This is a genomic window from Roseiarcus sp., from assembly GCF_052145395.1.
GTDB lineage: Bacteria > Pseudomonadota > Alphaproteobacteria > Rhizobiales > Beijerinckiaceae > Roseiarcus.
The window spans coordinates 1-19,354 of sequence record NZ_JBKQOT010000027.1; the positions used below are offsets into that span (position 1 = coordinate 1).

Sequence of the window (19,354 nt, forward strand, 5' to 3'; positions counted from 1 at the left end):
GGCGGGTGAGGGCCTATCAGACCGCGCTGATGGTCGGAGTCGCTTGGCGCGGCGACGTCGCGCCGGTCGCCCACACGCCGGATCCGGCGCAGAACTGGACCGTCCCGGATCATTTGAGCGGAATTCCGATTTCCGGCGTCGCCGGATCCTGAAGACCCTGAGACCGAACGGGAGGCTCTGATGGACACGACTTTGGACCGTAAGGCGCTACTGGCAATGGCGGCGGCACTTTGCGCGCTTGCCGCGCCGGCATTCGCCGACGACGCTGAGATTGCGCGCGGCAAGTATATCGTTTCGATCGCCGGCTGCTCCGACTGCCACACGCCCGGCGGCATGCTCGGAAACCCCGATATGAAGCGCTATCTCGGCGGGTCGGACGTCGGTTTCTCGATTCCCGGCCAAGGCGTGTTCGTTGGCAGCAATCTGACCCCGGATGCCGATACGGGCCTCGGCAAATGGACGGCCGATCAGGTCGTGACCGCGATCCGCAAGGGCAAGCGGCCCGACGGCAGCGACCTCAGCGGCGTAATGCCCTCGGCATCCTTCGCCCATCTGACCGACGACGACGTTTACGCGATCGCGGCGTTCCTCAAGAACCTGCCGCCGGTCAGCAACAAAATCGTCTCGTACAAGTCGTCTGACAAGGTTCCGATCGCCGTCTCGGCGGTGCTGCCGCCGGATGTCTACAACGCGCTCCCCGCGTCCCAGAAGTAGGCGAGACGGAACGGCGGACGCCCGCTCGCCGCCGTTCCGTCACTCCGTCAGTTCTTCGGCCTGAGCTCGAGGCCGACGCCCTTGTTGACGAACTGCAAGGTGTAGGCCTCCTTGTAATTGATGCCGGCCTTGACGACGCCGGCCTTGACCATCTTCTCGTAGAAGTCCTTCCAGTGCTCGTCGGTCATGGCGCCGATGCCCTTGGTCAATGTGTCGCCCGAATCGACGATCCCGTATTCCTTGAGCTTCGCGATCGAGAACGCGATCTGCTCGTCCGTCATCTCCGGATTCTCTTTCTTGATCAGCGCGTTCGCCTTGGTGTTGTCGCCGTAGAGATAGTGGTACCAGCCGATCGCGGAGGCGTTGACGAACCGCTGCACGAGGTCCGGCTTCTGCTCGACGATTTCCCGGCGAGTGATGATTTCGGTCGAATAGGTCGTGTAGCCGTAATCGGTCAGCAGGAAGGTGTTCGGCTTGAAGTGGCCCTGCTGCTCGACCTCGTACGGCTCCGAAGTGATGTAGCCCTGCTGAATCGAATGCGTGTCGACGATGAAAGGCGCCGAATTGAAGTTATAGGGCTTGATGTTCTCGTCCTTGAAACCGTAGGCGAGGCGCATCCATGCCCAGAACGTATTGACCGCGCCGGCGCTGACAAACGCAGGGTTGGCGTTCTGCAAGTCCTCCCATTTGTCGAGGCCGACGCCGGGGTGGGACATGAAGCACTGCGGGTTCTTCTGGAAGTCGGCTGCGACCGCGATCGTGGGGATATTGTTCTGAACCGCGAGGAAGTCGCCGATCATGTCGCCGCCCATGAAAAACTCGATTTTTCCGGCGATCAGGAGCATGCCGCCGTTCGACGCGGGGCCGCCCTGGAGGATGGTGACGTCAAGGCCGTATTGCGTGTACGTGCCGTCGACCAGCGCCTGATAGTAGCCGCCCGCTTCCGGATCGGCGAGCCAGTTGGTGCCGAACGTCACCTTGTCGAGCGCCAGCGCGGGCGCGGGGAGCCCCAGGGTTCCAAGCAAAGCGGCGATGATGGCGACGCGCATTCGAGACTCCTCATTCCAATTCGGAGGCGTCAAAATGCGCGCGAAGCCTCCCCTGGCGCTGGGGGAGACGGCTGTCCCCGCCCGCGCGTTGACGAGCGGCGCTCTGCGAGCCCCCCTTCGAGGGGTACCATACGAACGCGATTCGCTCCCGTCGAATCCAAAGTTCGTAAAACCCTTGTTCCGCGGCCGGATCGTCCAGCCGCCGTCAAATCGGAGTTCGCCCCATGCGCATCTGGATCAAGGACCCGTTGGCGATCCTCGCGCCGAACGCCGAACGCGGCGTCGTCGTTGACGGCGCCGAGATCGTCGAGTGCGTCCCGCGCGGCGGGTCGCCGACGCTCCTCTGCGGGACGACCTTTGACGCCTCCCGTCACGTCGTTCTGCCGGGGCTGATCAATGCACACCATCACTTCTATCAGACGCTGACCCGCGCCCACCCGGCCGGCGAAGGCAAGGACCTCCTTCCGTGGCTCGTGGCGATGGAGCGCGTGTGGGACCGGATGACGCCAAGCGCGCTGCGAATCGCGATCCGCCTGGCGCTGGCCGAGCTCCTGCTGTCGGGCTGCACCACGGCGGCCGACCACCACAATCTGTTTCCGCCCGGTCTCGAGGACGCCGTCGACATCGAGGTCGAAGAGGCCCGAGCGGTCGGCCTGCGCATGACGGTCACGCGCGGCTCGATGGGCATATCCGAAAAGGACGGCGGCCTGCAGCCCGACTCGATCGTCCAGAGTTCGGACGCGATCCTCGAAGACAGCGAGCGCGTTCTGCAGCGCCACCACGACCCCAGCCCCGGCGCGCTCATCCAGATCGCGCTCGCGCCCTGCTCGCCGCTCGCCGTGCCGCAGCGCGTGCTGACCGAATCGGCCGCCCTGGCCGAACGTTACGACGCGCGGCTGCACTGCCATCTCTGTCAGTCGCCTGACGAGGACGCCTACGCCATGCAGGCGTTCGGCAAGCGCTCGGTCGACCTTCTGGAGGACGCGGGCTGGCTCGGTCCGCAAACCTGGGTCGCGCACGGGATCCATTTCAATGAGGACGAGATCGGTCGCATCGGCCGCGCCGGGGTCGGCGTGTGCCATCTCGCGGCGGCCGACATGGCCTTCGGCGTCGGCATTTGCCCGACCAAGGATCTCGAGGCGGCGGGCGCCCCGGTCGGCCTAGGCGTCGACGGCTCGGCCTCGAACGATTCCTCGAACGTCATGGAGGCTGCGCGCCATTCCCTGATGCTGCAACGCCTGCGCTACGGCCATGCCGCGGTCAGCCCCTACTACGCGCTGCGCTGGGCGACCGAGGGCGGCGCGCGCTGCCTCGGCCGCGGCGACATCGGCCGCATCGGCGCAGGCCTCCAGGCCGACCTCGCGCTCTACCGGCTGGACGAGCCGCGCTTCTCCGGCGCGCAGGACCCGGTCGCCGCGCTTGTCCTGTGCGGCGCGCACCGCGCCGACCGGGTGATGGTCGCGGGGCGCTGGCGGGTCATCGACGGCCGGCCCGAGGACGTCGATATCGAGGCGCTGATCGCCAAGCACAGGGCGGCGGCGAAGGCGTTTGCGTAAGCGCGGAGGGAGAAAGCGATGACGACGGAGCCTCTGCCGAACGGGATCACGCCCGACGCGCTTACGATCGCGCTCCGACGCGCCGGCGCGCTGACGGACGGACGCGTTGCGCGCGTATCCGTCGATCGGTCGTGGCCGACGATCCTCTCGCGCATCGTCCGGCTCAGGCTCGGCTATGAAGGCCCGGTCACGGACGCCCCGCAGACCCTGATCGTGAAGACAGAGCCGACCGAGCGCCCGTCGAAAGGCTGGAGCGGCGGGCGTCAGGAAGTCGCCTTCTATCGTGAAGTGGCGCCCGCGACCCCTCCAGGCGTTCTCCCACGGTGCTTCGAGGCAGAGTGGGATCAAGAGACCGGCCGTTGGCGGCTCGTCCTCGAAGACCTCGGCGAGTCCCATAAGATCGTAACCCCTTGGCCGTTGCCGCCGCGCCTCGACGACTGCCGGGCGATTGTGCGGGCATGGGCTCATTTCCATGCATACTGGTGGGACGACGCGCGTCTGGGAGCCTCGATCGGCCGCTGGGGCGACGCCTCGGCGGTCGACCAATTCCTGCGCCGCCTCGGGGAGAAGATCTCCGCGTTCGCAGATCGCATGGGCGACCGCCTGCCGTCCGAGCGCAGGCGCCTCTATGACAAGCTCGTCGATCGGGCGCCGCGGCTTTTCCAGCGCTTCGACGCCCGACGCAACGTCACGATTGTGCATGGCGACGCCCATGTGTGGAACTGCTTCCTGCCGAAGGATGGCGGCTCCGACATCCGTCTGTTCGACTGGGACAGTTGGCGGCTGGGCATCGCATCGGAGGACCTCGCCTACATGATGGCGGTGCACTGGTATCCCGACCGCCGGCGCGTCTTGGAGAAGCCGTTGCTCGACGCGTATTTCGCGGAGCTCGTCGCATGCGGCGTCTCGAGTTACGCGCGGCGCGCGCTGGACGAGGATTATCGCCTCTCGGCGCTTTGGAGCGTCACGACCCCGGTATGGCAGGCCGAAGGTGGCATCCCGCCGGTGATCTGGTGGAACAATTACGAGCGCGTCTGGCTCGCCTTCGACAATCTGGGCTGCCCCGAACTGCTGGCGTAGCGGTCATCCGCCCTGTCAGAGGTCGACGGCCGCCCACCAGCGGTCGACGGCTCGGTCCGCGCCTACATGCCCTCGCCGCCGTCGACCGTCAGCACCTGCCCCATAATGTGCCGCGCCCTATCCGAGCAGAGGAACAAGACGGCGTCGGCGATGTCGTCGACGTCGGCGATGCGGCGTGCGGGGATGGAGGCGAGCATCTTCGCCTCATCGAGCCGGCCGGCCTGAAAGTCCTCCAGCACGCCCTCGGTCGCGACATGGCCCGGAGCGACCGCGTTGACCCTGAGGCCCTTCGGCCCCCATTCGAGCGCCATGGATCGCGTCAACATGTCGAGCGCGGCCTTGGACGCCGAGTAGAGCCCGCAGCCCGGCGCCGGGCGGACGCCCGCGATGCTGCTGACGTTGACGATGGCGCCCTTCCGCCCCTTCGCGAGAACGTCAGCAGCGAAGGCGCGCGCGCAATGCAGCGGCGCCGCCACGTTGACGCGGAGAAACGCCTCGGCCGCCTCCGCGTCCGCGTCGAGAAGCGGTACGAGCGCGAAATGAGCGGCGTTATTCACAAGAACGTCGGCGGCGCCGAATCGCTCGATCGTGGCCGCGACGATCCGCTCGCTGTCGGCCGCGACGCCGACGTCGCCCTGAGCGACGAGAACCGGACCGCCCATCTCCTCGATCAACGCCGCCGCGTGGATCAGCCTGTCCCGGGTTCGGCCGGCGATGGCGACATTGGCGCCGGCGCGCGCGAAGGCGCGGGCGACGGCGAAGCCGATCCCGGCCCCGCCTCCCGTCACGATCGCGGTTGCGCCGGCGAACGGGCGTCCGCCGCCCTGATCCCTCACGGCATCGCCTCGAACCGCCTGGCGAGCGCGCTGATCTTTTTCGCCGTCTCGATGTCGAGGTCGGTGATTTTCATGCCGGCGTCGTGCGTGCAGAAGGAGAACGAGACAATGTTGTAGGAATTCTTGAATTCGGGATGATGATTCATCACCTCGGCCTCGATCGCGACCTCGACGATGAAGGCGATCGCGTCGCGAAACGTTTTAAGGGCGAACGTGGCCTCGATGTTCGGCGCCTTGACCGACCAATCCGGCAGACTGGCCAAAGCCGATCGGATCTCGTCGTCGGTGAGAATCTTGTAATGCGCCATGGCGAGTCTCCTTTCAGTGAGAATCCCCGGGTCCCGTGGGCTTGCCGAGATCCACGATCGCGCGATCGACCACGATCGGCGAGATGCGGATGGAGCTAGTATAGGGGCGGCTGAATTCAAGAATAAGCAGGATCGCGACGCTGACCGACGCCGCTCCGAGGATCAGCATCACGATTGTCGCCGCGTTCGGCCGCGACAAAAGCCCCATGCCAGCGAACATGAGGCACGACCAGCCCGCCACCGCGTAAATCAGCGGCCAGACGACAGGCGAAAGCACCTGAAGCGACATCAGGAGCCGATCCTCGCCGATCGCGGCGTAGTTGGATTTCGCCATCGCGAGCAGCGCCTTTTGCGCGTCGGTCTTCGGATCGAGACGTTCGAAGACGCGGTTCAGGTCCGCCATCGCCTTGTACGAAGCGTCGTAGGATGCGGCCATCTCGCGATCGTCGCCCCAGAACTGCTGACGCGCGGAAATCAGGTCCTGGCGCAAGCCCTCGCGCGCCGCGTCGCCCTCCGGCCCGTAGTGACGCATTTCGAGATTGAATTCGAGCGCCTTGGCCGCGACCCCCTCGAGTTCCCGCTGCTGCGTGCTGAAGACGCCGAAAGCGGTCCAGATCAGGAGACCGAGCACCAGCGCGAGCAGGAGCGTCAGGAGCCCGACGACGCCGCCGATCATGTCGCGGGACAATTCTGTCGTATAATGGGGGGCGAGGCGGGTCTTCAGAAAGAGGCCGAGCAAGCCGCTGACAGTAATCAGCGCCCAGACCATCGCGGCGACGGCGAACGAACTCAAGCGGCCTCCTCCACGAGCCGAAAGGGATCAACGCGTCGCACAGAACGCGGCGGGCGTCTAGCGGTGCGGCCGCCGCTTTCAGAGCGATCGAGTGAAGAAACCTGCGATGCGCAGAGGCGTTTTCCACACGCTTGTCCCGAGGGAAAGGGAGGAGGGGTCGCCTCGCGCCGCCGGCAACCTGAGCTTTACCCCACTAATAACGCGCGCGGATCGGCGGCGGGGGAGGATAATCCGCGACGCAGCGCACCCCGAGGGTGCGCAAAATCGAGTCGCTCTGCGGCGTGGGGTCGGGCGCGCCGGTCAGGTTGGCGCGCAGCGTCGCCATGCCGCCGCAGGCGGGGTAGGGCAGCGAGGCCGCCCGGTTGTAGGGCATGGGCGGCCACGCGGGGGCGCAGGCCGAGAGGCTCAGCGCCAGCAGTCCCGCGATTATCGTGCGCATGGATAGGGCCCCCATGTCGGAGGCCCGACTGTCGCGCGCGAAGCTGGATCAGGACTGACCCGGCGCTCGCCGGACGGGCGGCGTCCCGCCGCCCGTCCTTCGACAAGCTCAGGATGAGGGCGCGGGACGCACGTCCTCCAGGTCGCGCTCCGGAGCCGGCTCCGGCCCGAACACGCTCATGCCGCCATAGGCGTTTGAGCGGACGCGTTCCTCCGCGAACAGCGCCTCGACCGAGGGGCCGGAGCAGGCCTGCCGCTCGAATCGGCGCGCCTGATCGTCCAGCCGGCGAATCGCAGCCAGTTCCTCGGCCTCGCCGAGCCTCGCCTTCGCCACCGCCGCCTTCATGACCGCGATCGTTCGGTCGTAAACCTTCAGCGGCACGGGAAAGGGATGGCGATCCTTGCCGCCGTGTGCGACGGAAAACCGGGCCGGATCGCTGAACCGGTAGGGCGCCCCGTGCACAACTTCGGCGACCTGGGCGAGCGCGCGCACCGTCCGCGCCCCGACGCCGGGCACGAGCAGAAGCTCGGCGAAGTCCTTCGGCCCCTGATCGGCGGCGGCGGCGAGATTGGCGTGAAGCCTGCGGGCGACGATGTCCTCCGCCCTGACGTCGTGATGCGCGGGCATGACGAGATGCGGCAGGAACGGCTGCAGCGGCGCTTTGGCCGGCTTCGCCGCGCCTTCGATCTTGGCGATCTTGCGCTCGATGCGGTCGGGACCGAGATCGCTCAAGAGATCGATCTGCATCCGCCGCGAGGCCGCGGCGCGGGCGTCGGTCAGGTTTGCGATCACCCCCTGCCCTTCGCCGTCGATGGCGCTGTGCGGCTCTTCGACGAAGCTCTTCAGCCCCTCGGACAGCCAGTGATAGCGGCGCGCCTGGCGGGCGTCGCCGTTCATGCCCTGCTGAACGACCACCCAGCGCCCGTCGTCGGCGACGATGAAGCCGTGCAGGTAGAGGTCGAAGCCGTCCTGCACCGCGGCGCTGTCGACCTTGGCGACGAGGCGGCTCGCGGCCGCGAGCTTGTCTCCGTCGAAGCCGACCCTTTCGCCGATCGCGACGAGCTCGTGCGGCGTTTGCCGGGAATGGGCGCCGCGCCCGCCGCACACATTGAGGCCGAGTTCGCCCGCGAGCGGATTGAGGCCGCGCTTCAGCGCACCGATGACGGACGTGGTGATTCCCGACGAGTGCCAGTCCATCCCCATCACGGCGCCGAACGACTGGAACCAGAACGGATGGGCTAGCCGACGCAAGAACTCCTCGCGCCCGTATTCGATCACGATCGCCTCGGCGATGACCGCCCCGAGTTTCGTCAACCGCTCGCCGAGCCAGCGCGGCACGCGCCCGCCGTGCAGCGGCAGGTCCGCGCTGCCGGAGCGGCGGGCGGTCACGGGGCGGCGCTATAGGGCTGAGCGCTCATTCTCGCTGCTCTTGCGAATGGCGACGAATTCGTGGACACGAATCGGCTGTAGCGCGCCCGCGCGGCCGCTGCGACTCTCTCTCGGGTCATGTGGCGTCTCGGATTGAATTTCGGGTCTGGACGGAGGCGCCGGGCGAATGGGCGGAGTCGCAGGCCGACAAGGCTGAGCCTCAGGCGCAAAGTCCGGCCGAGCATAATTCAGGGGAGGAGGCGCCGGAGCCATCGCGGCTCCCGGATTGAGACTTTCCAGCGGGTTGCGGAGACTCTCGGTTCCGCGCTGTTCCGGCCCTGCTTCTTGGGGAAGACGGTCGGCGAGGGGCTCGGCCCGGTCCGGAGTCGGGTCCGCTTCCGTCCCCGCCGCCAGTTCCTCGCCCCGAACCCGGTCGGCGTGGGGAGGGGCCGTCATTTCGGCTGCGGAAACGAGACTTTCCAGGAGCTTGCGGCGGGTTTCGGTTCCGCGCGCTCCGCCGCCGAGCCCGTGATAGCGGTCGAGTTCACGCACGATTTTGACCACCCGGTCGACCGACGCGAGGTTCTCGCCCGACATCGCGCCGAAGCTGACGAGCAGCGCTTCGTTGAGCCGACTCATTTGCACCGCGATGAACTCGCCGGTCACCTCGGGCGCGCGCCGGGCGATGAGGTTGCGGACATACTTGCGCATGCCGCGCTCGGTGATCCCCTCGCGCCCCGCGATCTCGGCCATCGACAGGCCGCCTTTGAGTCCCTCGACGACCCGCCGCTCGCGCTCGACGCTTGCCGGTCGCGCGGCGCGGGAGCCTTCGCGGTCGCGGCTCGAGCGGAACCGGTGGAGTTCGGACACGGGCGGCCTCGATCTCGTCTCCAAAGAACAAACGTAGAACAACTTTCAGAAGCTGGCAAGGAATTGTCGAACGCGAGGCGCGCGTGGCTCTTCAGGTCGACCCGCGTTCGGCGCCGCCGCAGCGCCTTCCGGGCGCACGCGCGGCGATCGCCAGCGGTTCATCATGGTTCGTAATCCAGCGCGTCCAAGGGTAGACCTCGCGAAGGGCCGGAGAGCGAGCGTCGGGCGAACGGCGGGAACGGGCGGGATAGCGCGCGTACAAGGCTGAGCCTGTAGGCGCATAGTCCGCCCAAAGGACGCATTCGTCGGAGCCTCAGCGGCACATCGCGATTGGCGCAAAAGTCTAATTGATGCATGGACGAAAAACAGAGAGTGTCTGTCCAAACAGCCTCGCTGGCGCTGCACCTAGAATGCCCATGACGACAGCGGTGATCATCGTCGGCGTCGTGATCGCCTCGATCATCCTGCTCCCCGTGGCCCACTGGGCCGTGTGGGCGCTCATCCCGCCGCTGTCACCCCATGCGTTGGCGAAGTCAAGGCGCTTCGTCTTGGTCGGCGGCATCGACACTTACTACGAACGGCGCGGCTCGGGTTCGCCGCTGATCCTCATTCCTGCCGGCGGTAGCCACACAAGCACCTGGCGATTCAACATCGACGCCTTGAGCCGCTCGCACGAGGTCTGGACATTCGACCTCCCCGGCTCCGGCTACTCCGACAAGCCCGCCACGTTTCCGTACACGCACCGGAGCTACGCCGAGTTCGTCCGTGACTTCATGACGACCATGGGGATACCGAAGTCGGTGGTCGCCGGACAGTCGCTCGGAGGCACGGTCGCGCTCGAGTTTGCCCTCGACTTTCCCGAGCGGACCGCCGGCCTCGTCATTATCGACGCAGGCGGCTATCCCAGCGGAGTTACGCTGGGAGCGCTCAATCCTTTGGTCCATCGGACGACCAACGCGATCCTAATGTCGTTCTCGTCGTACCCCGCCATCGTCAAGGGCTTTTTCCCATATATCTTTCGCGATCCCGCCCCGTTCGCGCGCGACGCGGCGTATGTCGCGGAGATCTGCGACATCAACCGCACCCCGAACGCCCGGGACGCGTTCTACTGGATGCAGCGGGCGCTGCACTTCGACTTCGCCATCCCCAACGTGCCCCGCATCAAGTCGGTGACGGCGCCGACCCTCATCATCTGGGGACGCGACGACCGCATCGTGGACGTCCGGACCGCAACGCGCTTCCACCAAGACATCGCGGGATCGCAGCTCGTCGTCATCGACGACGCTGGTCACTCGGTGCACATGGAGAAGCCAGACGCCGTGAACCGCGCAATCAAGTCGTTCCTCGACGCCATCCGATGGTGAGCTGACGCTCCTTTCAGGAGCGACCGATAATGGCGCTTCCTCTCCGTAGCTTCTACGGGCGGTTTTGAGCGTTCTCCGCTCGCACCCGGTTCATGCCGAATGACAGCACCGGGTCGAAACGCGGCATCCAAATTCAAAACGCCGGTTCACCGCGCCAGCGGGCCGGCCGAGAGTCGCGCGAGGTCGAAAGCGACGACGTCCCGCAAGAGCTCGATGAAGCCCGCGACGCCGTGATCGAAGCACGCCTCGCCCTTGACGGCGGTGGCGTTTGAGGCGTCGCCCGCCGCGCCGAGGGCATTGAGGTCGTTCGCCATCCAGCCGATGCCGATCGGCTGCGTCACGCGGAGCCGCTTGAACTCCTGCTCGATCCCGACCGCCGCGCTGACGAAATTCCGCGCTTCGCCCATCCTCACCGTGTCTGGCCGCTCGGCAAGCATCAGCGACGTCTCGGCGTCGCCGCCGTGAATGCCGTGCGCCCGCTCTTCGGTCGAAAACAGGCCCTCCGGATAGCCAAGGGTGTGCCAGGCGGCGTGGACCGCCAGCATGCCGAAGCGCACCCTCAGTTCGCGCACCACCGCCGCCAGCACGGCGACGTTGCCGCCGTGCGAGTTCATGAAAACGAGCTTGCGGCAGCCGGTTCGCGCTACGCTCTCGCCGATTTCGGTCCAGGCGCGGGTGATCGTCTCCATCGAGAACGTCAGCGTGCCGGGATACTGGATATGCTCGTTCGACTTGCCGATGGCCTGGACGGGCAGGAACAGCCCGGGCAAATCGTCGGGAACCCGCTCGACGGCGCGCTTGAGGTAACCCTCGTTGAGAAACATGTCGACCCCGACGGGAAGATGCGGACCATGCTGTTCGATCGCCGCGACGGGCAGCACCGCCACAACTTTCGTCATGTCCGCCGCCAAGAAATCGGTCCACTTCATCTCTGCCCAAAACTTGGTCGGCAACATGCCTAGACTCCCGGCTTGCGAGCGGCGACCGCTTCGATTTCGACCACAAATTCCGGACGCGCGAACCCCTGGACGATCATGAGCGTCGAAGCGGGCGCAGGCGTCCCGACGAACTCGTCCCGTATGCGCATGTAGCCCTGCAGGTGCTCGCGCCCGCTGACATAGGCGTTGAGCCGGACGAGGTCCGAGAGCGCCATTCCCCCCTCCGCAAGAATGGCTTCGATCGCGCGGAAGCACAGGCGCGCCTGCCCCTCAACGTCGGGCGGGATGGCGCCGTCCGGCGCGACGCCGAGCTGGCCGGAGCAGAAGATGAGGCGCGCCCCGGCCTCGACTTCAAGCCCATGCGCGTAATTCGCGAAGGGCGGATGGATTGTTTTCGGGTTCAATCCTCGCATAGACTTAGCCTTCGAACTGGGCGCCCTTATCCCCGCCAGTTGAGACTGTTGGCGCCGGGTTTGCAACACTCGGGCCAGTCTGGGCCTTCGGGAGAACAGCTTAATGAAGCGAACCGGCGCATTTCTCTTTGCTTCCTTGATCCTTGCAACGACGGCGAACGCCGCGGACAAGGTTTCCTTCGGCACCAATTGGCTCGCCGAGGCCGAGCATGGCGGATACTACCAAGCCCTGGTCGATGGCACCTACGAGAAGTACGGCCTCGACGTGACCATCGTGCCCGGCGGCCCGCAGGCGAACAACGGCCTTCTTCTGGCGGCTGGAAAGCTCGAATTCTACATGGGCGGTAACCTTCTGCTCGCCTTCGACGCGGTCGACCAGGATCTGGGGATCGTGGTGGTGGCGGCGCATTTCCAGAAAGACCCGCAGATGGTGATGTCGCATCCGGGCGTCGGCCTCCACAAATGGGAAGACCTGCCGCAGGCTACGGCCTTCATCGGCAAGGAGGGCCTCGCCTCCTTCTACCGCTGGATGGAGACGTCCTACGGCTTCAAGGAAGAGAACGTGAAGCCCTACACTTTCAACCCGGCGCCCTTCATCGCCGACACGCACTCGATCCAGCAGGGCTACGTCACGTCCGAACCCTTCGCGGTCGAGCGGGAGGGCCATTTCAAGCCCAACATCTTTTTGTTCGCCGACCACGGCTACGGCACCTACGCCACGACGATCGAGACGCGCGCCGACGTGATAGAGAAGCGCAAGGACGTCGTGCAGCGCTTCGTCGACGCCTCGACCATCGGCTGGTACCACTACCTCTACGGCGACAACACCAAGGCGAACGAGCGGATCAAGAGAGACAACCCGGAGATGACGGACGAGCAGATCGCCTTCTCGATCGCCAAGATGAAGGAGTACGGGCTCGTCGACTCGGGCGACACGTTGAAGCACGGCGTCGGCGCGATGACCGACGAGCGCGTCAAGTCGTTCTATGATGAGATGGTCAAGGCGGGTGTCGTCAAGGCGGGGCTGGACTACAAGAAGGCCTACACTTTGGAGTTCGTGAACAAGGGCGTGGGTCTCGACCTGAGGCCCAAGTGAGCCGGCAAGTGAGCCGGGAAAGCTGAGCACGATGCCCTCGCCCATGCATGCAACGCGTGCAATCGCCAGCGGGCCTGGCGACGTCCCGACGTCGCCCATCGCGCCGCGGGAGCTGCTCGCCCGCCTGGAGAAGGTCGGCAAGTCCTTTTCCAACCGCGTCGAGGCGCTGAGAAGCGTCGATCTCGAGATCCGGCGCGGCGAATTCCTGTCGCTGCTCGGCCCGTCGGGCTGCGGCAAGTCGACGATTCTGAGGCTCCTGGCCGGTCTGACGAATCCGAGCCTCGGCTACATCAACTGGCTCTCGACCAGCCACGACCTCGGCTTCGTGTTTCAGGAGCCGACGCTGATGCCCTGGGCCAACGTGTTCGACAACGTCTGGCTGCCTTTGCGTCTCGGCGGGCAGTCGCGCAAGACGGCGCGGCCGAAGGTCGAGGAAGCGCTGGCGAAGGTCGGACTCTCCGGCTTCGATTGCGCCTATCCGCGCGAACTGTCGGGCGGCATGAAGATGCGCGTCTCCATCGCGCGCGCCCTGGTGACGCGCCCGGCGCTGCTCTTGATGGACGAGCCCTTCGCCGCCCTCGACGAGATCACCCGCACCAAGCTCAATGACGACCTGGTCGCGCTCAAGTGCGAACTGGACGCGACCGTCGTCTTCGTCACCCACTCGGTGTTCGAAAGCGTCTACCTCTCCGACCGCATCGTCGTGATGGCGCCACGCCCCGGGCGCGTCGTCGCCGAGGTCAACGTGCCCGCGCCGCTGCCGCGCAACGAGGACTATCGCCTCGGGCACGCGTACGCCGAACTCTGCCGGGAGACGTCGCGCGCGCTGCACAGCGCCATGAGCGCCGAACCGGGTCAGGAGCGCGTCGGATGAGCAGGGACAGAGCGGTCCGCACCATTCTGCCGACGTTGGCGTTCGTCGTGGCGCTCTTCCTTTGGGAAGCGATCGTCCGCATCAACGACATCCCGCCGGTCATCCTTCCGGCGCCGAGCCTGATCGCCAAGACGCTGGTCAAGGACTGGGGAACTCTGTTCCGGTCGCTCGAAGTCACGCTGTCGATCACGTTTGAGGCGCTTATCGCCGCGACGGTCGGCGGAGCGCTGCTGGCGCTGCTGTTCGCGCAGTGGCGGCCGCTCGAGTACACGTTCTTCCCGTTCACCGTGATCCTGCAGGTGACTCCGGTCGTGGCGATCGCGCCGCTCCTGCTCGTCTATCTGAGCCCGGGGACGGCGGTGCTGGTCGTCGCCTTCCTCGTCGCCTTCTTTCCGATCCTCGCAAACACCTCGCTCGGCCTGTCCTCCGTCGACCATAACCTGCTCGACCTGTTTCAGATGTATCGCGCCTCGTCGTGGCGGCAGCTCTTGTGGCTCCGAATCCCGGCCGCCCTGCCCTACTTTCTCGGCGGGCTGCGCATCGGCGGCGGGCTGGCGCTGATCGGCGCGATCGTTGCGGAGATCGCCGCCGGCTCGGCGGGACAAGGCGCCGGCCTCGCTTTCCGGATCGTCGAGTCCGGATACCGGCTGAACATCCCGCGCATGTTCGCAGCCCTCGTCCTCATCTCGATCACCGGCGTCGCGATCTTCCTGCTTACGACCAGCCTCTCGTACTTCATGCTGCGCCGGTGGCACGACAGCGCCCGGAGCCGCGATTTGTGATTCCCGCCATCCCGTCCGCGGGCCGTTTCGCCCTCGCAGGCGCGCGGATGCTTGCCGCCCACGTTCCCTTCGCCGCAGAGTCCGTCGACCGCGACGGCTTCGTCCTCGTCGATCTGCTGATCGACGACGGCCGCTTCGCAGACGTGGCGGCCGCCGTAGCGGCGCCGGCCGCCGACGCGCCGCGCATCGACCTTGCGGGCCGCATTGCGCTGCCGACCTTCGTCGACGCGCACACCCATCTCGACAAGGCCCACATCTGGCCCCGGGCGCCGAACCCGACCGGCGATTTCATGGGCGCGCTCGACACGGTCGCCCGGGACCGCGCCGCCAACTGGACGGCGGCGGATGTCGCGGCGCGCATGGACTTCTGCCTGCGCACGGCCTTTGCGCACGGAACCTCCGCCATCCGCACCCACATCGACAGCATCGGACCGCAGACGCGCATCAGCTGGCCTGTGCTTTCCGAAACGCGTGATCGCTGGAAGGGCCGCATCGAGCTTCAGGCCGCCCCGCTCTTCAAGATCGAATCCGCTCTCGACGAGACGCACATGGCGGACGTCGTGGCGATGCTGGACGCCCACGGAACCGGCGTGCTCGGCGCCGTCACCTTCATGGTCCCGGAGCTCAGCGAGGGACTGAACGCCTTGTTCGCGCTCGCCGAGCGCAAGGGCTGGGACCTCGACTTCCACGTCGACGAATCCGCGGACCCGGAGGCGCGGTCGCTCAGCGTCATCGCCGAGACGGCGCTCGGGCGCCGTTTTCCCGGCCGCATCCTCGTCGGCCATTGCTGCTCGCTCGCCGTCCAGCCGGACGACGAACACAAGCGCGCCGTCGAGCTTTGCGCCCGCGCCGGCCTCAGCGTGGTTTCGCTGCCGATGTGCAATCTCTTCCTTCAGGACCGGCAAGCCGGGCGCACGCCGCGCTGGCGCGGCGTGACGGCGCTGCACGAACTCAGCGACGCGGGCGTCAACGTGATGATCGCGAGCGACAACGTGCGCGACCCGTTCTACGCCTATGGCGATCTCGACATGCTCGAAGTCTGGCGCGAAGGCGTGCGCGTCCTCCATCTCGATTATCCCTTTGCGCGGTGGGCGCCGGCCGTTCGCGAAGCGCCGGCGAAGGCGATGGGGCTCGGGCTCGACGGCGTCCGGCCCGGCGCGCCGGCGGACCTGATCCTGACCGACGCGCGCGAGTTCACCCAGCTCTTCGCCCGACCGCAGGCCGACCGCGTCGTGCTGCGCGCCGGCCGCCGGCCGCCGCCTCCGCCCGACTACGCCGAACTGGAAGCCCTGGGGATTGCCTCGTGACCAAGACTTACGACATCGCCGCCTTCCGCGCCCTGATCGGGGCGATCAAGTGCGAGGACAATCCGGTCCTGGTGAAGCAGAAGAGCCGCGACTTCTACTGGTATTCGCCCGTGCTGAAGCGGGAGCTCGAGCACGTGACGGCGGACCTCGTCGTCAGCCCGCGGAGCGAAGCGGAAGTCGCGACGGTTCTTGCCGCGGCCCATAAGCTCGGCGTCCCCGTGACGCCGCGCGGCGCCGGAACGGGCAACTATGGCCAGGCGATGCCGCTGACCGGCGGGGTTCTCTTGAACCTGATCGAGATGAACACAATTCTCGACATCTCTCCCGGACGGGTCGTCGCCGAGCCCGGCGCGCTGCTCATCGATATCGACAAGGCCGCGGCGCCGTCGGGACAGGAGCTGCGGATGTTCCCGTCCACGCGGGCGACCGCGTCGATCGGCGGCTTCATCGCCGGCGGCTCGGGCGGGGTCGGCTCGATCACGTGGGGGGGCTTGCGCGACTTCGGCAACGTCCTTCGCCTGCGCGTCATGACGATGGAGAGCGAGCCGCGCACGCTGGAGCTGACCGGCGCCGATCTCCACAAGGCGGTCCACGCCTACGGCACCAACGGCGTCATCACGGAGGTCGAGGCGCCCCTGACCGCCGCCTATGACTGGGTCGACGTCATCGTCGGCTTCGATTCGTTCGACGCCGCCGCGGCCTATGGCTACGCGCTCGGCCAGCAGGACGGCATTCTCAAGAAGCTTGTGACCGTGGTCGCCGCGCCGGCGCCGAGCCGCTATTTCCTTCGCCACCGCGCGATCATCCCCGAGGGCAAGAGCGTCGTGCTCGCCATGGTGGCGCCGCATGCGCTCGACGCGCTCGAAGCCTTCACCCGGCCGGTCAGGGGCGCGGGAATCCTGTTCGTCTCGAGCCGCGCCGCCAAAGACACCCTTACCGGCCTGCCGCCGAATTACGAGCTCGCCTGGAACCACACGACCTTGCGTGCGTTGAGGGTCGACCCGGCAATCACATATCTCCAAATCCGCTATCCCGAGGACAGAGGGCTTTCCCTGATCAGCCGCATCCATGAAATATTCCGCGACGAGGTGCTCGGCCACCTGGAGATCATCCGCTTCAACGGCCGCGTCGGCTTCGCCGGTCTGCCGATGGTGCGCTTCTCGACAGAGGAGCGGCTTCAGGAGATCATGAACGAGCACGAAGCGATGGGCGCGATGGTGTTCAACCCGCACCGCTATACGCTCGAGGAGGGCGGCATGAAGCAGACCGACGCGACCCAACTCGCCTTCAAGCGCGAGACCGATCCGCAGGGGCTTCTCAATCCGGGCAAGATGATCGCCTGGGAGGACCCCGCCTTCGACTATTCGGCCGGCAAGAATTTTTTGTTCCCCGGGCTCGAGGCGCGCGCGCTCGCCGCGCAGGTCTGAGCGCGCGATGCGCATCCTCGTCCTCTACGCCCATCCGGTCGAGACGAGCTTTTCGGGCGGTCTCCACGATATGATCGTGCGGACGCTGAAGGCCCGCGGCCACAACGTCGACGACTGCGACCTGTACGCGGAAAAATTCGACCCGGTCATGGGCCGCGAGGAGCGGATCGAGTACCATGACGTCAAGGTCAACCGCCGCAACGTCGGGCCCTACGTCGACCGGCTGCTCGCCGCCGAAGCGCTCGTCTTCGCCTTTCCGGTCTGGAACATGGGCTTTCCGGCAATCCTCAAGGGCTTCGTCGACAGGGTTTTCGTGCCCGGCGTCAGCTTCAGCCTCAAGGAGAACGGCGACTACGTCCCGACCCTCACCAACATCAAGCGGCTCGGGGTCGTGTGCACCTATGGCGGCAGCCGCGTGCTGACCATCCTGATGGGCGACCCGCCGCGGCGCTTCTTGACGCGCTCGTTGCGCGGCATCTGCGCCCCCGGCGCGCGCTGCGATTATCTCGCCCATTACGACATGAACCACACCAAGCCGGAGCGCCGGAAGAAGTTTTTGGCCAAGGTCGAGGCGCATTTCTCGACCTGGTGAGGTCGCCGGCCGTCAGCACTCGACGAAATTGACCGCGAGCCCCCCGAGAGACGTCTCCTTGTATTTCGACTGCATGTCGGCGCCCGTCTGGCGCATGGTCGCAATCACGCTGTCGAGCGACACGCGGTGCCGCCCGTCGCCATGGAGGGCGAGCGATGCGGCGGCGATCGCCTTGACGGCGCCGAAGGCGTTGCGCTCGATGCAGGGAATCTGGACGAGCCCGGCGACCGGATCGCAGGTCATGCCGAGGTGATGCTCCATCGCGATCTCGGCGGCGTTCTCGATCTGGCCGTTCGACCCGCCGAGCGCGGCTGAGAGGCCCGCCGCGGCCATCGACGAGGCGACGCCGACCTCCCCCTGGCAGCCGACCTCGGCCCCTGAAATCGAGGCGTTGAGCTTGAAAAGGCCGCCGACCGCCGTCGCCGTCATCAGGAAATCCGACAACCCTTTGGCGGTCGCGCCCTCGCAATGGTCGCGGTAGTAGCGCAGCACCGCCGGGACGACGCCGGCCGCGCCGTTGGTCGGCGCGGTCACGACGCGTCCGCCCGCTGCGTTCTCCTCGTTGACCGCGAGCGCATAGACGCTGACGTAATCCATGATCTCGTGCGCCGGACGCGCGTTGCGGTGGGCGTTCTCGATAAGGCGCGCGTGGATCGCCTGCGCGCGCCGCTCGACGCTCAAGCCCCCGGGCAGAGGCCCCGAATGCGCGAGACCCCGCTCGATGCAGCCGAACATGGCGGCGAGAATTTTCCCAACGTGGCCTTCGACCGCCTCGGCCGGGCGCAGCGCGGCCTCATTGGCGCCCTGGAGGTCGGCGATCGAGAGCCCCGTCTTCCGCCCGAGCGCCAAAAGCTCGGCGCTCGAACGGAACGGATAGGGAGCGCGCCCGTCCTCCTCCGCAGCGACCGTCGCGTCGCCGTCGCGGACGACGAACCCGCCGCCGATCGACAGCCAGGTCTCGTCCGCGACCGGCGCGCCTTGGGCGTCCCAGGCGACGAGGCGGAGCGTATTGGGATGGCGCGGCGGCGGGTTGACCACGTCGAAGACGATATTGCGCTCCGGGTCGAAGGCGATCGGGCGGCGTCCTGCGAGGAGGAGACGCCGGTTCTCGCGCACCGACGCGGCGAGCCTGTCCACGGCGTCCGGATCGACCGTCTCCGGCTGGAGGCCGCTGAGACCCAGGACGACCGCCTTGTCCGTCGCGTGGCCGCGTCCGGTGAAGGCGAGCGAGCCATAGAGGGTGACCCCGACCGTCTCGATGCGTCCGATTGCGCCCGACCGCGCGAGCCCTTCGGCGAAGGCGTGCGCCGCTTTCATCGGACCGACGGTGTGCGATGAGGACGGGCCGATTCCGATCTTGAACAGGTCGAAGACGCTGATCATCAATGAGAGGATAGAGAATGTTCGGGTCCGCTTAAACGAGAATCTGGAGGGTTATGTGAGGTCGCCGACGCGAGAGTTGGGCGTCACGGAGGGCGACCTCACATAAGATCCCATGGGGAGGTGGATAGCGACCGACGCTTGGGCAGAGTGAGGTTGCGAACCACG

At 66.7% G+C, this 19,354-nt stretch carries 20 protein-coding genes; 10 read left to right on the plus strand and 10 right to left on the minus strand.

What is annotated here, in order from left to right:
• Positions 1-180 precede the first annotated feature (180 nt).
• Positions 181-714 carry a c-type cytochrome gene (locus ACLP25_RS00825; protein WP_442467353.1) on the plus strand — a complete coding sequence of 178 codons (534 nt, stop codon included), beginning with the start codon at positions 181-183 and terminating at the stop codon, positions 712-714.
• A 47-nt stretch (positions 715-761) separates the two neighbouring features.
• Here ACLP25_RS00825 and ACLP25_RS00830 read toward each other — a convergent pair whose 3' ends face one another.
• Positions 762-1,763 (minus strand): ABC transporter substrate-binding protein, encoded by a 1,002-nt coding sequence (locus ACLP25_RS00830; protein WP_442467354.1) that lies wholly within the window; start codon positions 1,761-1,763, stop codon positions 762-764.
• Between the two features lie 224 nt (positions 1,764-1,987).
• Between ACLP25_RS00830 and ACLP25_RS00835 the strand changes: the two genes are divergently transcribed.
• Together ACLP25_RS00835 and ACLP25_RS00840 are read left to right on the plus strand one after the other, a co-directional pair.
• On the plus strand, positions 1,988-3,319 hold the full coding sequence (locus ACLP25_RS00835) for an 8-oxoguanine deaminase (protein ID WP_442467355.1): 1,332 nt from the start codon (positions 1,988-1,990) through the stop codon (positions 3,317-3,319).
• An 18-nt stretch (positions 3,320-3,337) separates the two neighbouring features.
• On the plus strand, positions 3,338-4,399 hold the full coding sequence (locus tag ACLP25_RS00840) for a phosphotransferase (protein WP_442467356.1): 1,062 nt from the start codon (positions 3,338-3,340) through the stop codon (positions 4,397-4,399).
• 62 nt (positions 4,400-4,461) lie between these two features.
• Here ACLP25_RS00840 and ACLP25_RS00845 read toward each other — a convergent pair whose 3' ends face one another.
• The 6 genes from ACLP25_RS00845 to ACLP25_RS00870 form a co-directional block, all read right to left on the minus strand.
• Positions 4,462-5,235 (minus strand): SDR family NAD(P)-dependent oxidoreductase, encoded by a 774-nt coding sequence (locus ACLP25_RS00845; protein ID WP_442467357.1) that lies wholly within the window; start codon positions 5,233-5,235, stop codon positions 4,462-4,464.
• Positions 5,232-5,543 (minus strand): 4a-hydroxytetrahydrobiopterin dehydratase, encoded by a 312-nt coding sequence (locus tag ACLP25_RS00850; protein ID WP_442467358.1) that lies wholly within the window; start codon positions 5,541-5,543, stop codon positions 5,232-5,234. Before ACLP25_RS00850 ends, ACLP25_RS00845 begins: the two co-directional genes overlap by 4 nt.
• A gap of 13 nt (positions 5,544-5,556) precedes the next feature.
• A complete protein-coding gene (locus tag ACLP25_RS00855) occupies positions 5,557-6,336 on the minus strand; it encodes a bestrophin-like domain (RefSeq protein ID WP_442467359.1) in 780 nt (259 codons plus the stop codon).
• 193 nt (positions 6,337-6,529) lie between these two features.
• Positions 6,530-6,775 (minus strand): hypothetical protein, encoded by a 246-nt coding sequence (locus tag ACLP25_RS00860; protein ID WP_442467360.1) that lies wholly within the window; start codon positions 6,773-6,775, stop codon positions 6,530-6,532.
• A gap of 108 nt (positions 6,776-6,883) precedes the next feature.
• Complete coding sequence (locus ACLP25_RS00865) at positions 6,884-8,164, minus strand: DUF763 domain-containing protein (RefSeq protein ID WP_442467361.1); 1,281 nt, start codon at positions 8,162-8,164, stop codon at positions 6,884-6,886.
• 9 nt (positions 8,165-8,173) lie between these two features.
• The gene (locus ACLP25_RS00870; protein WP_442467362.1) at positions 8,174-9,013 is read right to left on the minus strand and encodes a hypothetical protein; all 840 of its coding nucleotides are present in this window, start codon (positions 9,011-9,013) and stop codon (positions 8,174-8,176) included.
• Between the two features lie 416 nt (positions 9,014-9,429).
• On the opposite strand from ACLP25_RS00870, the gene ACLP25_RS00875 reads away from it, so the two are divergent.
• Positions 9,430-10,377, plus strand: a complete 948-nt coding sequence (locus tag ACLP25_RS00875) for an alpha/beta fold hydrolase (protein WP_442467363.1) — start codon at positions 9,430-9,432, stop codon at positions 10,375-10,377.
• A 146-nt stretch (positions 10,378-10,523) separates the two neighbouring features.
• On the opposite strand, the gene ACLP25_RS00880 is transcribed toward ACLP25_RS00875, so the two are convergent.
• On the minus strand, positions 10,524-11,333 hold the full coding sequence (locus tag ACLP25_RS00880; RefSeq protein ID WP_442467364.1) for a creatininase family protein: 810 nt from the start codon (positions 11,331-11,333) through the stop codon (positions 10,524-10,526).
• Positions 11,334-11,335: 2 nt separating this feature from the next.
• A complete protein-coding gene (locus tag ACLP25_RS00885; protein ID WP_442467365.1) occupies positions 11,336-11,728 on the minus strand; it encodes a RidA family protein in 393 nt (130 codons plus the stop codon).
• Between the two features lie 103 nt (positions 11,729-11,831).
• Between ACLP25_RS00885 and ACLP25_RS00890 the strand changes: the two genes are divergently transcribed.
• The 6 genes from ACLP25_RS00890 to ACLP25_RS00915 are packed head-to-tail and all read left to right on the plus strand — an operon-like array spanning position 11,832 to position 17,806.
• Entirely contained in the window at positions 11,832-12,824 is a 993-nt protein-coding gene (locus tag ACLP25_RS00890; protein WP_442467366.1) for an ABC transporter substrate-binding protein, read from the plus strand.
• Positions 12,825-12,867: 43 nt separating this feature from the next.
• The gene (locus ACLP25_RS00895; RefSeq protein WP_442467367.1) at positions 12,868-13,698 is read left to right on the plus strand and encodes an ABC transporter ATP-binding protein; all 831 of its coding nucleotides are present in this window, start codon (positions 12,868-12,870) and stop codon (positions 13,696-13,698) included.
• Positions 13,695-14,480 carry an ABC transporter permease gene (locus tag ACLP25_RS00900; RefSeq protein WP_442467368.1) on the plus strand — a complete coding sequence of 262 codons (786 nt, stop codon included), beginning with the start codon at positions 13,695-13,697 and terminating at the stop codon, positions 14,478-14,480. Before ACLP25_RS00895 ends, ACLP25_RS00900 begins: the two co-directional genes overlap by 4 nt.
• Positions 14,477-15,787 carry a cytosine deaminase gene (locus ACLP25_RS00905; RefSeq protein ID WP_442467369.1) on the plus strand — a complete coding sequence of 437 codons (1,311 nt, stop codon included), beginning with the start codon at positions 14,477-14,479 and terminating at the stop codon, positions 15,785-15,787. Before ACLP25_RS00900 ends, ACLP25_RS00905 begins: the two co-directional genes overlap by 4 nt.
• Positions 15,784-17,214: an FAD-binding oxidoreductase gene (locus ACLP25_RS00910; RefSeq protein ID WP_442467370.1), complete on the plus strand. Its 1,431-nt coding sequence runs from the start codon at positions 15,784-15,786 to the stop codon at positions 17,212-17,214. Before ACLP25_RS00905 ends, ACLP25_RS00910 begins: the two co-directional genes overlap by 4 nt.
• Positions 17,215-17,221: 7 nt before the next feature.
• Entirely contained in the window at positions 17,222-17,806 is a 585-nt protein-coding gene (locus ACLP25_RS00915) for an NAD(P)H-dependent oxidoreductase (protein ID WP_442467371.1), read from the plus strand.
• 12 nt (positions 17,807-17,818) lie between these two features.
• On the opposite strand, the gene ACLP25_RS00920 is transcribed toward ACLP25_RS00915, so the two are convergent.
• On the minus strand, positions 17,819-19,189 hold the full coding sequence (locus ACLP25_RS00920; RefSeq protein WP_442467372.1) for an L-serine ammonia-lyase: 1,371 nt from the start codon (positions 19,187-19,189) through the stop codon (positions 17,819-17,821).
• Positions 19,190-19,354 lie beyond the last annotated feature (165 nt).

Coding starts and splice junctions, on each gene's coding strand:
- ACLP25_RS00825 (WP_442467353.1), top strand. CDS start 181: ATGGACACGACTTTGGACCGTAAGGCGCTACTGGCAATGGCGGCGGCA.
- ACLP25_RS00830 (WP_442467354.1), bottom strand. CDS start 1,763: ATGCGCGTCGCCATCATCGCCGCTTTGCTTGGAACCCTGGGGCTCCCC.
- ACLP25_RS00835 (WP_442467355.1), top strand. CDS start 1,988: ATGCGCATCTGGATCAAGGACCCGTTGGCGATCCTCGCGCCGAACGCC.
- ACLP25_RS00840 (WP_442467356.1), top strand. CDS start 3,338: ATGACGACGGAGCCTCTGCCGAACGGGATCACGCCCGACGCGCTTACG.
- ACLP25_RS00850 (WP_442467358.1), bottom strand. CDS start 5,543: ATGGCGCATTACAAGATTCTCACCGACGACGAGATCCGATCGGCTTTG.
- ACLP25_RS00860 (WP_442467360.1), bottom strand. CDS start 6,775: ATGCGCACGATAATCGCGGGACTGCTGGCGCTGAGCCTCTCGGCCTGC.
- ACLP25_RS00875 (WP_442467363.1), top strand. CDS start 9,430: ATGACGACAGCGGTGATCATCGTCGGCGTCGTGATCGCCTCGATCATC.
- ACLP25_RS00880 (WP_442467364.1), bottom strand. CDS start 11,333: ATGTTGCCGACCAAGTTTTGGGCAGAGATGAAGTGGACCGATTTCTTG.
- ACLP25_RS00885 (WP_442467365.1), bottom strand. CDS start 11,728: ATGCGAGGATTGAACCCGAAAACAATCCATCCGCCCTTCGCGAATTAC.
- ACLP25_RS00890 (WP_442467366.1), top strand. CDS start 11,832: ATGAAGCGAACCGGCGCATTTCTCTTTGCTTCCTTGATCCTTGCAACG.
- ACLP25_RS00895 (WP_442467367.1), top strand. CDS start 12,868: ATGCATGCAACGCGTGCAATCGCCAGCGGGCCTGGCGACGTCCCGACG.
- ACLP25_RS00900 (WP_442467368.1), top strand. CDS start 13,695: ATGAGCAGGGACAGAGCGGTCCGCACCATTCTGCCGACGTTGGCGTTC.
- ACLP25_RS00915 (WP_442467371.1), top strand. CDS start 17,222: ATGCGCATCCTCGTCCTCTACGCCCATCCGGTCGAGACGAGCTTTTCG.
- ACLP25_RS00920 (WP_442467372.1), bottom strand. CDS start 19,189: ATGATCAGCGTCTTCGACCTGTTCAAGATCGGAATCGGCCCGTCCTCA.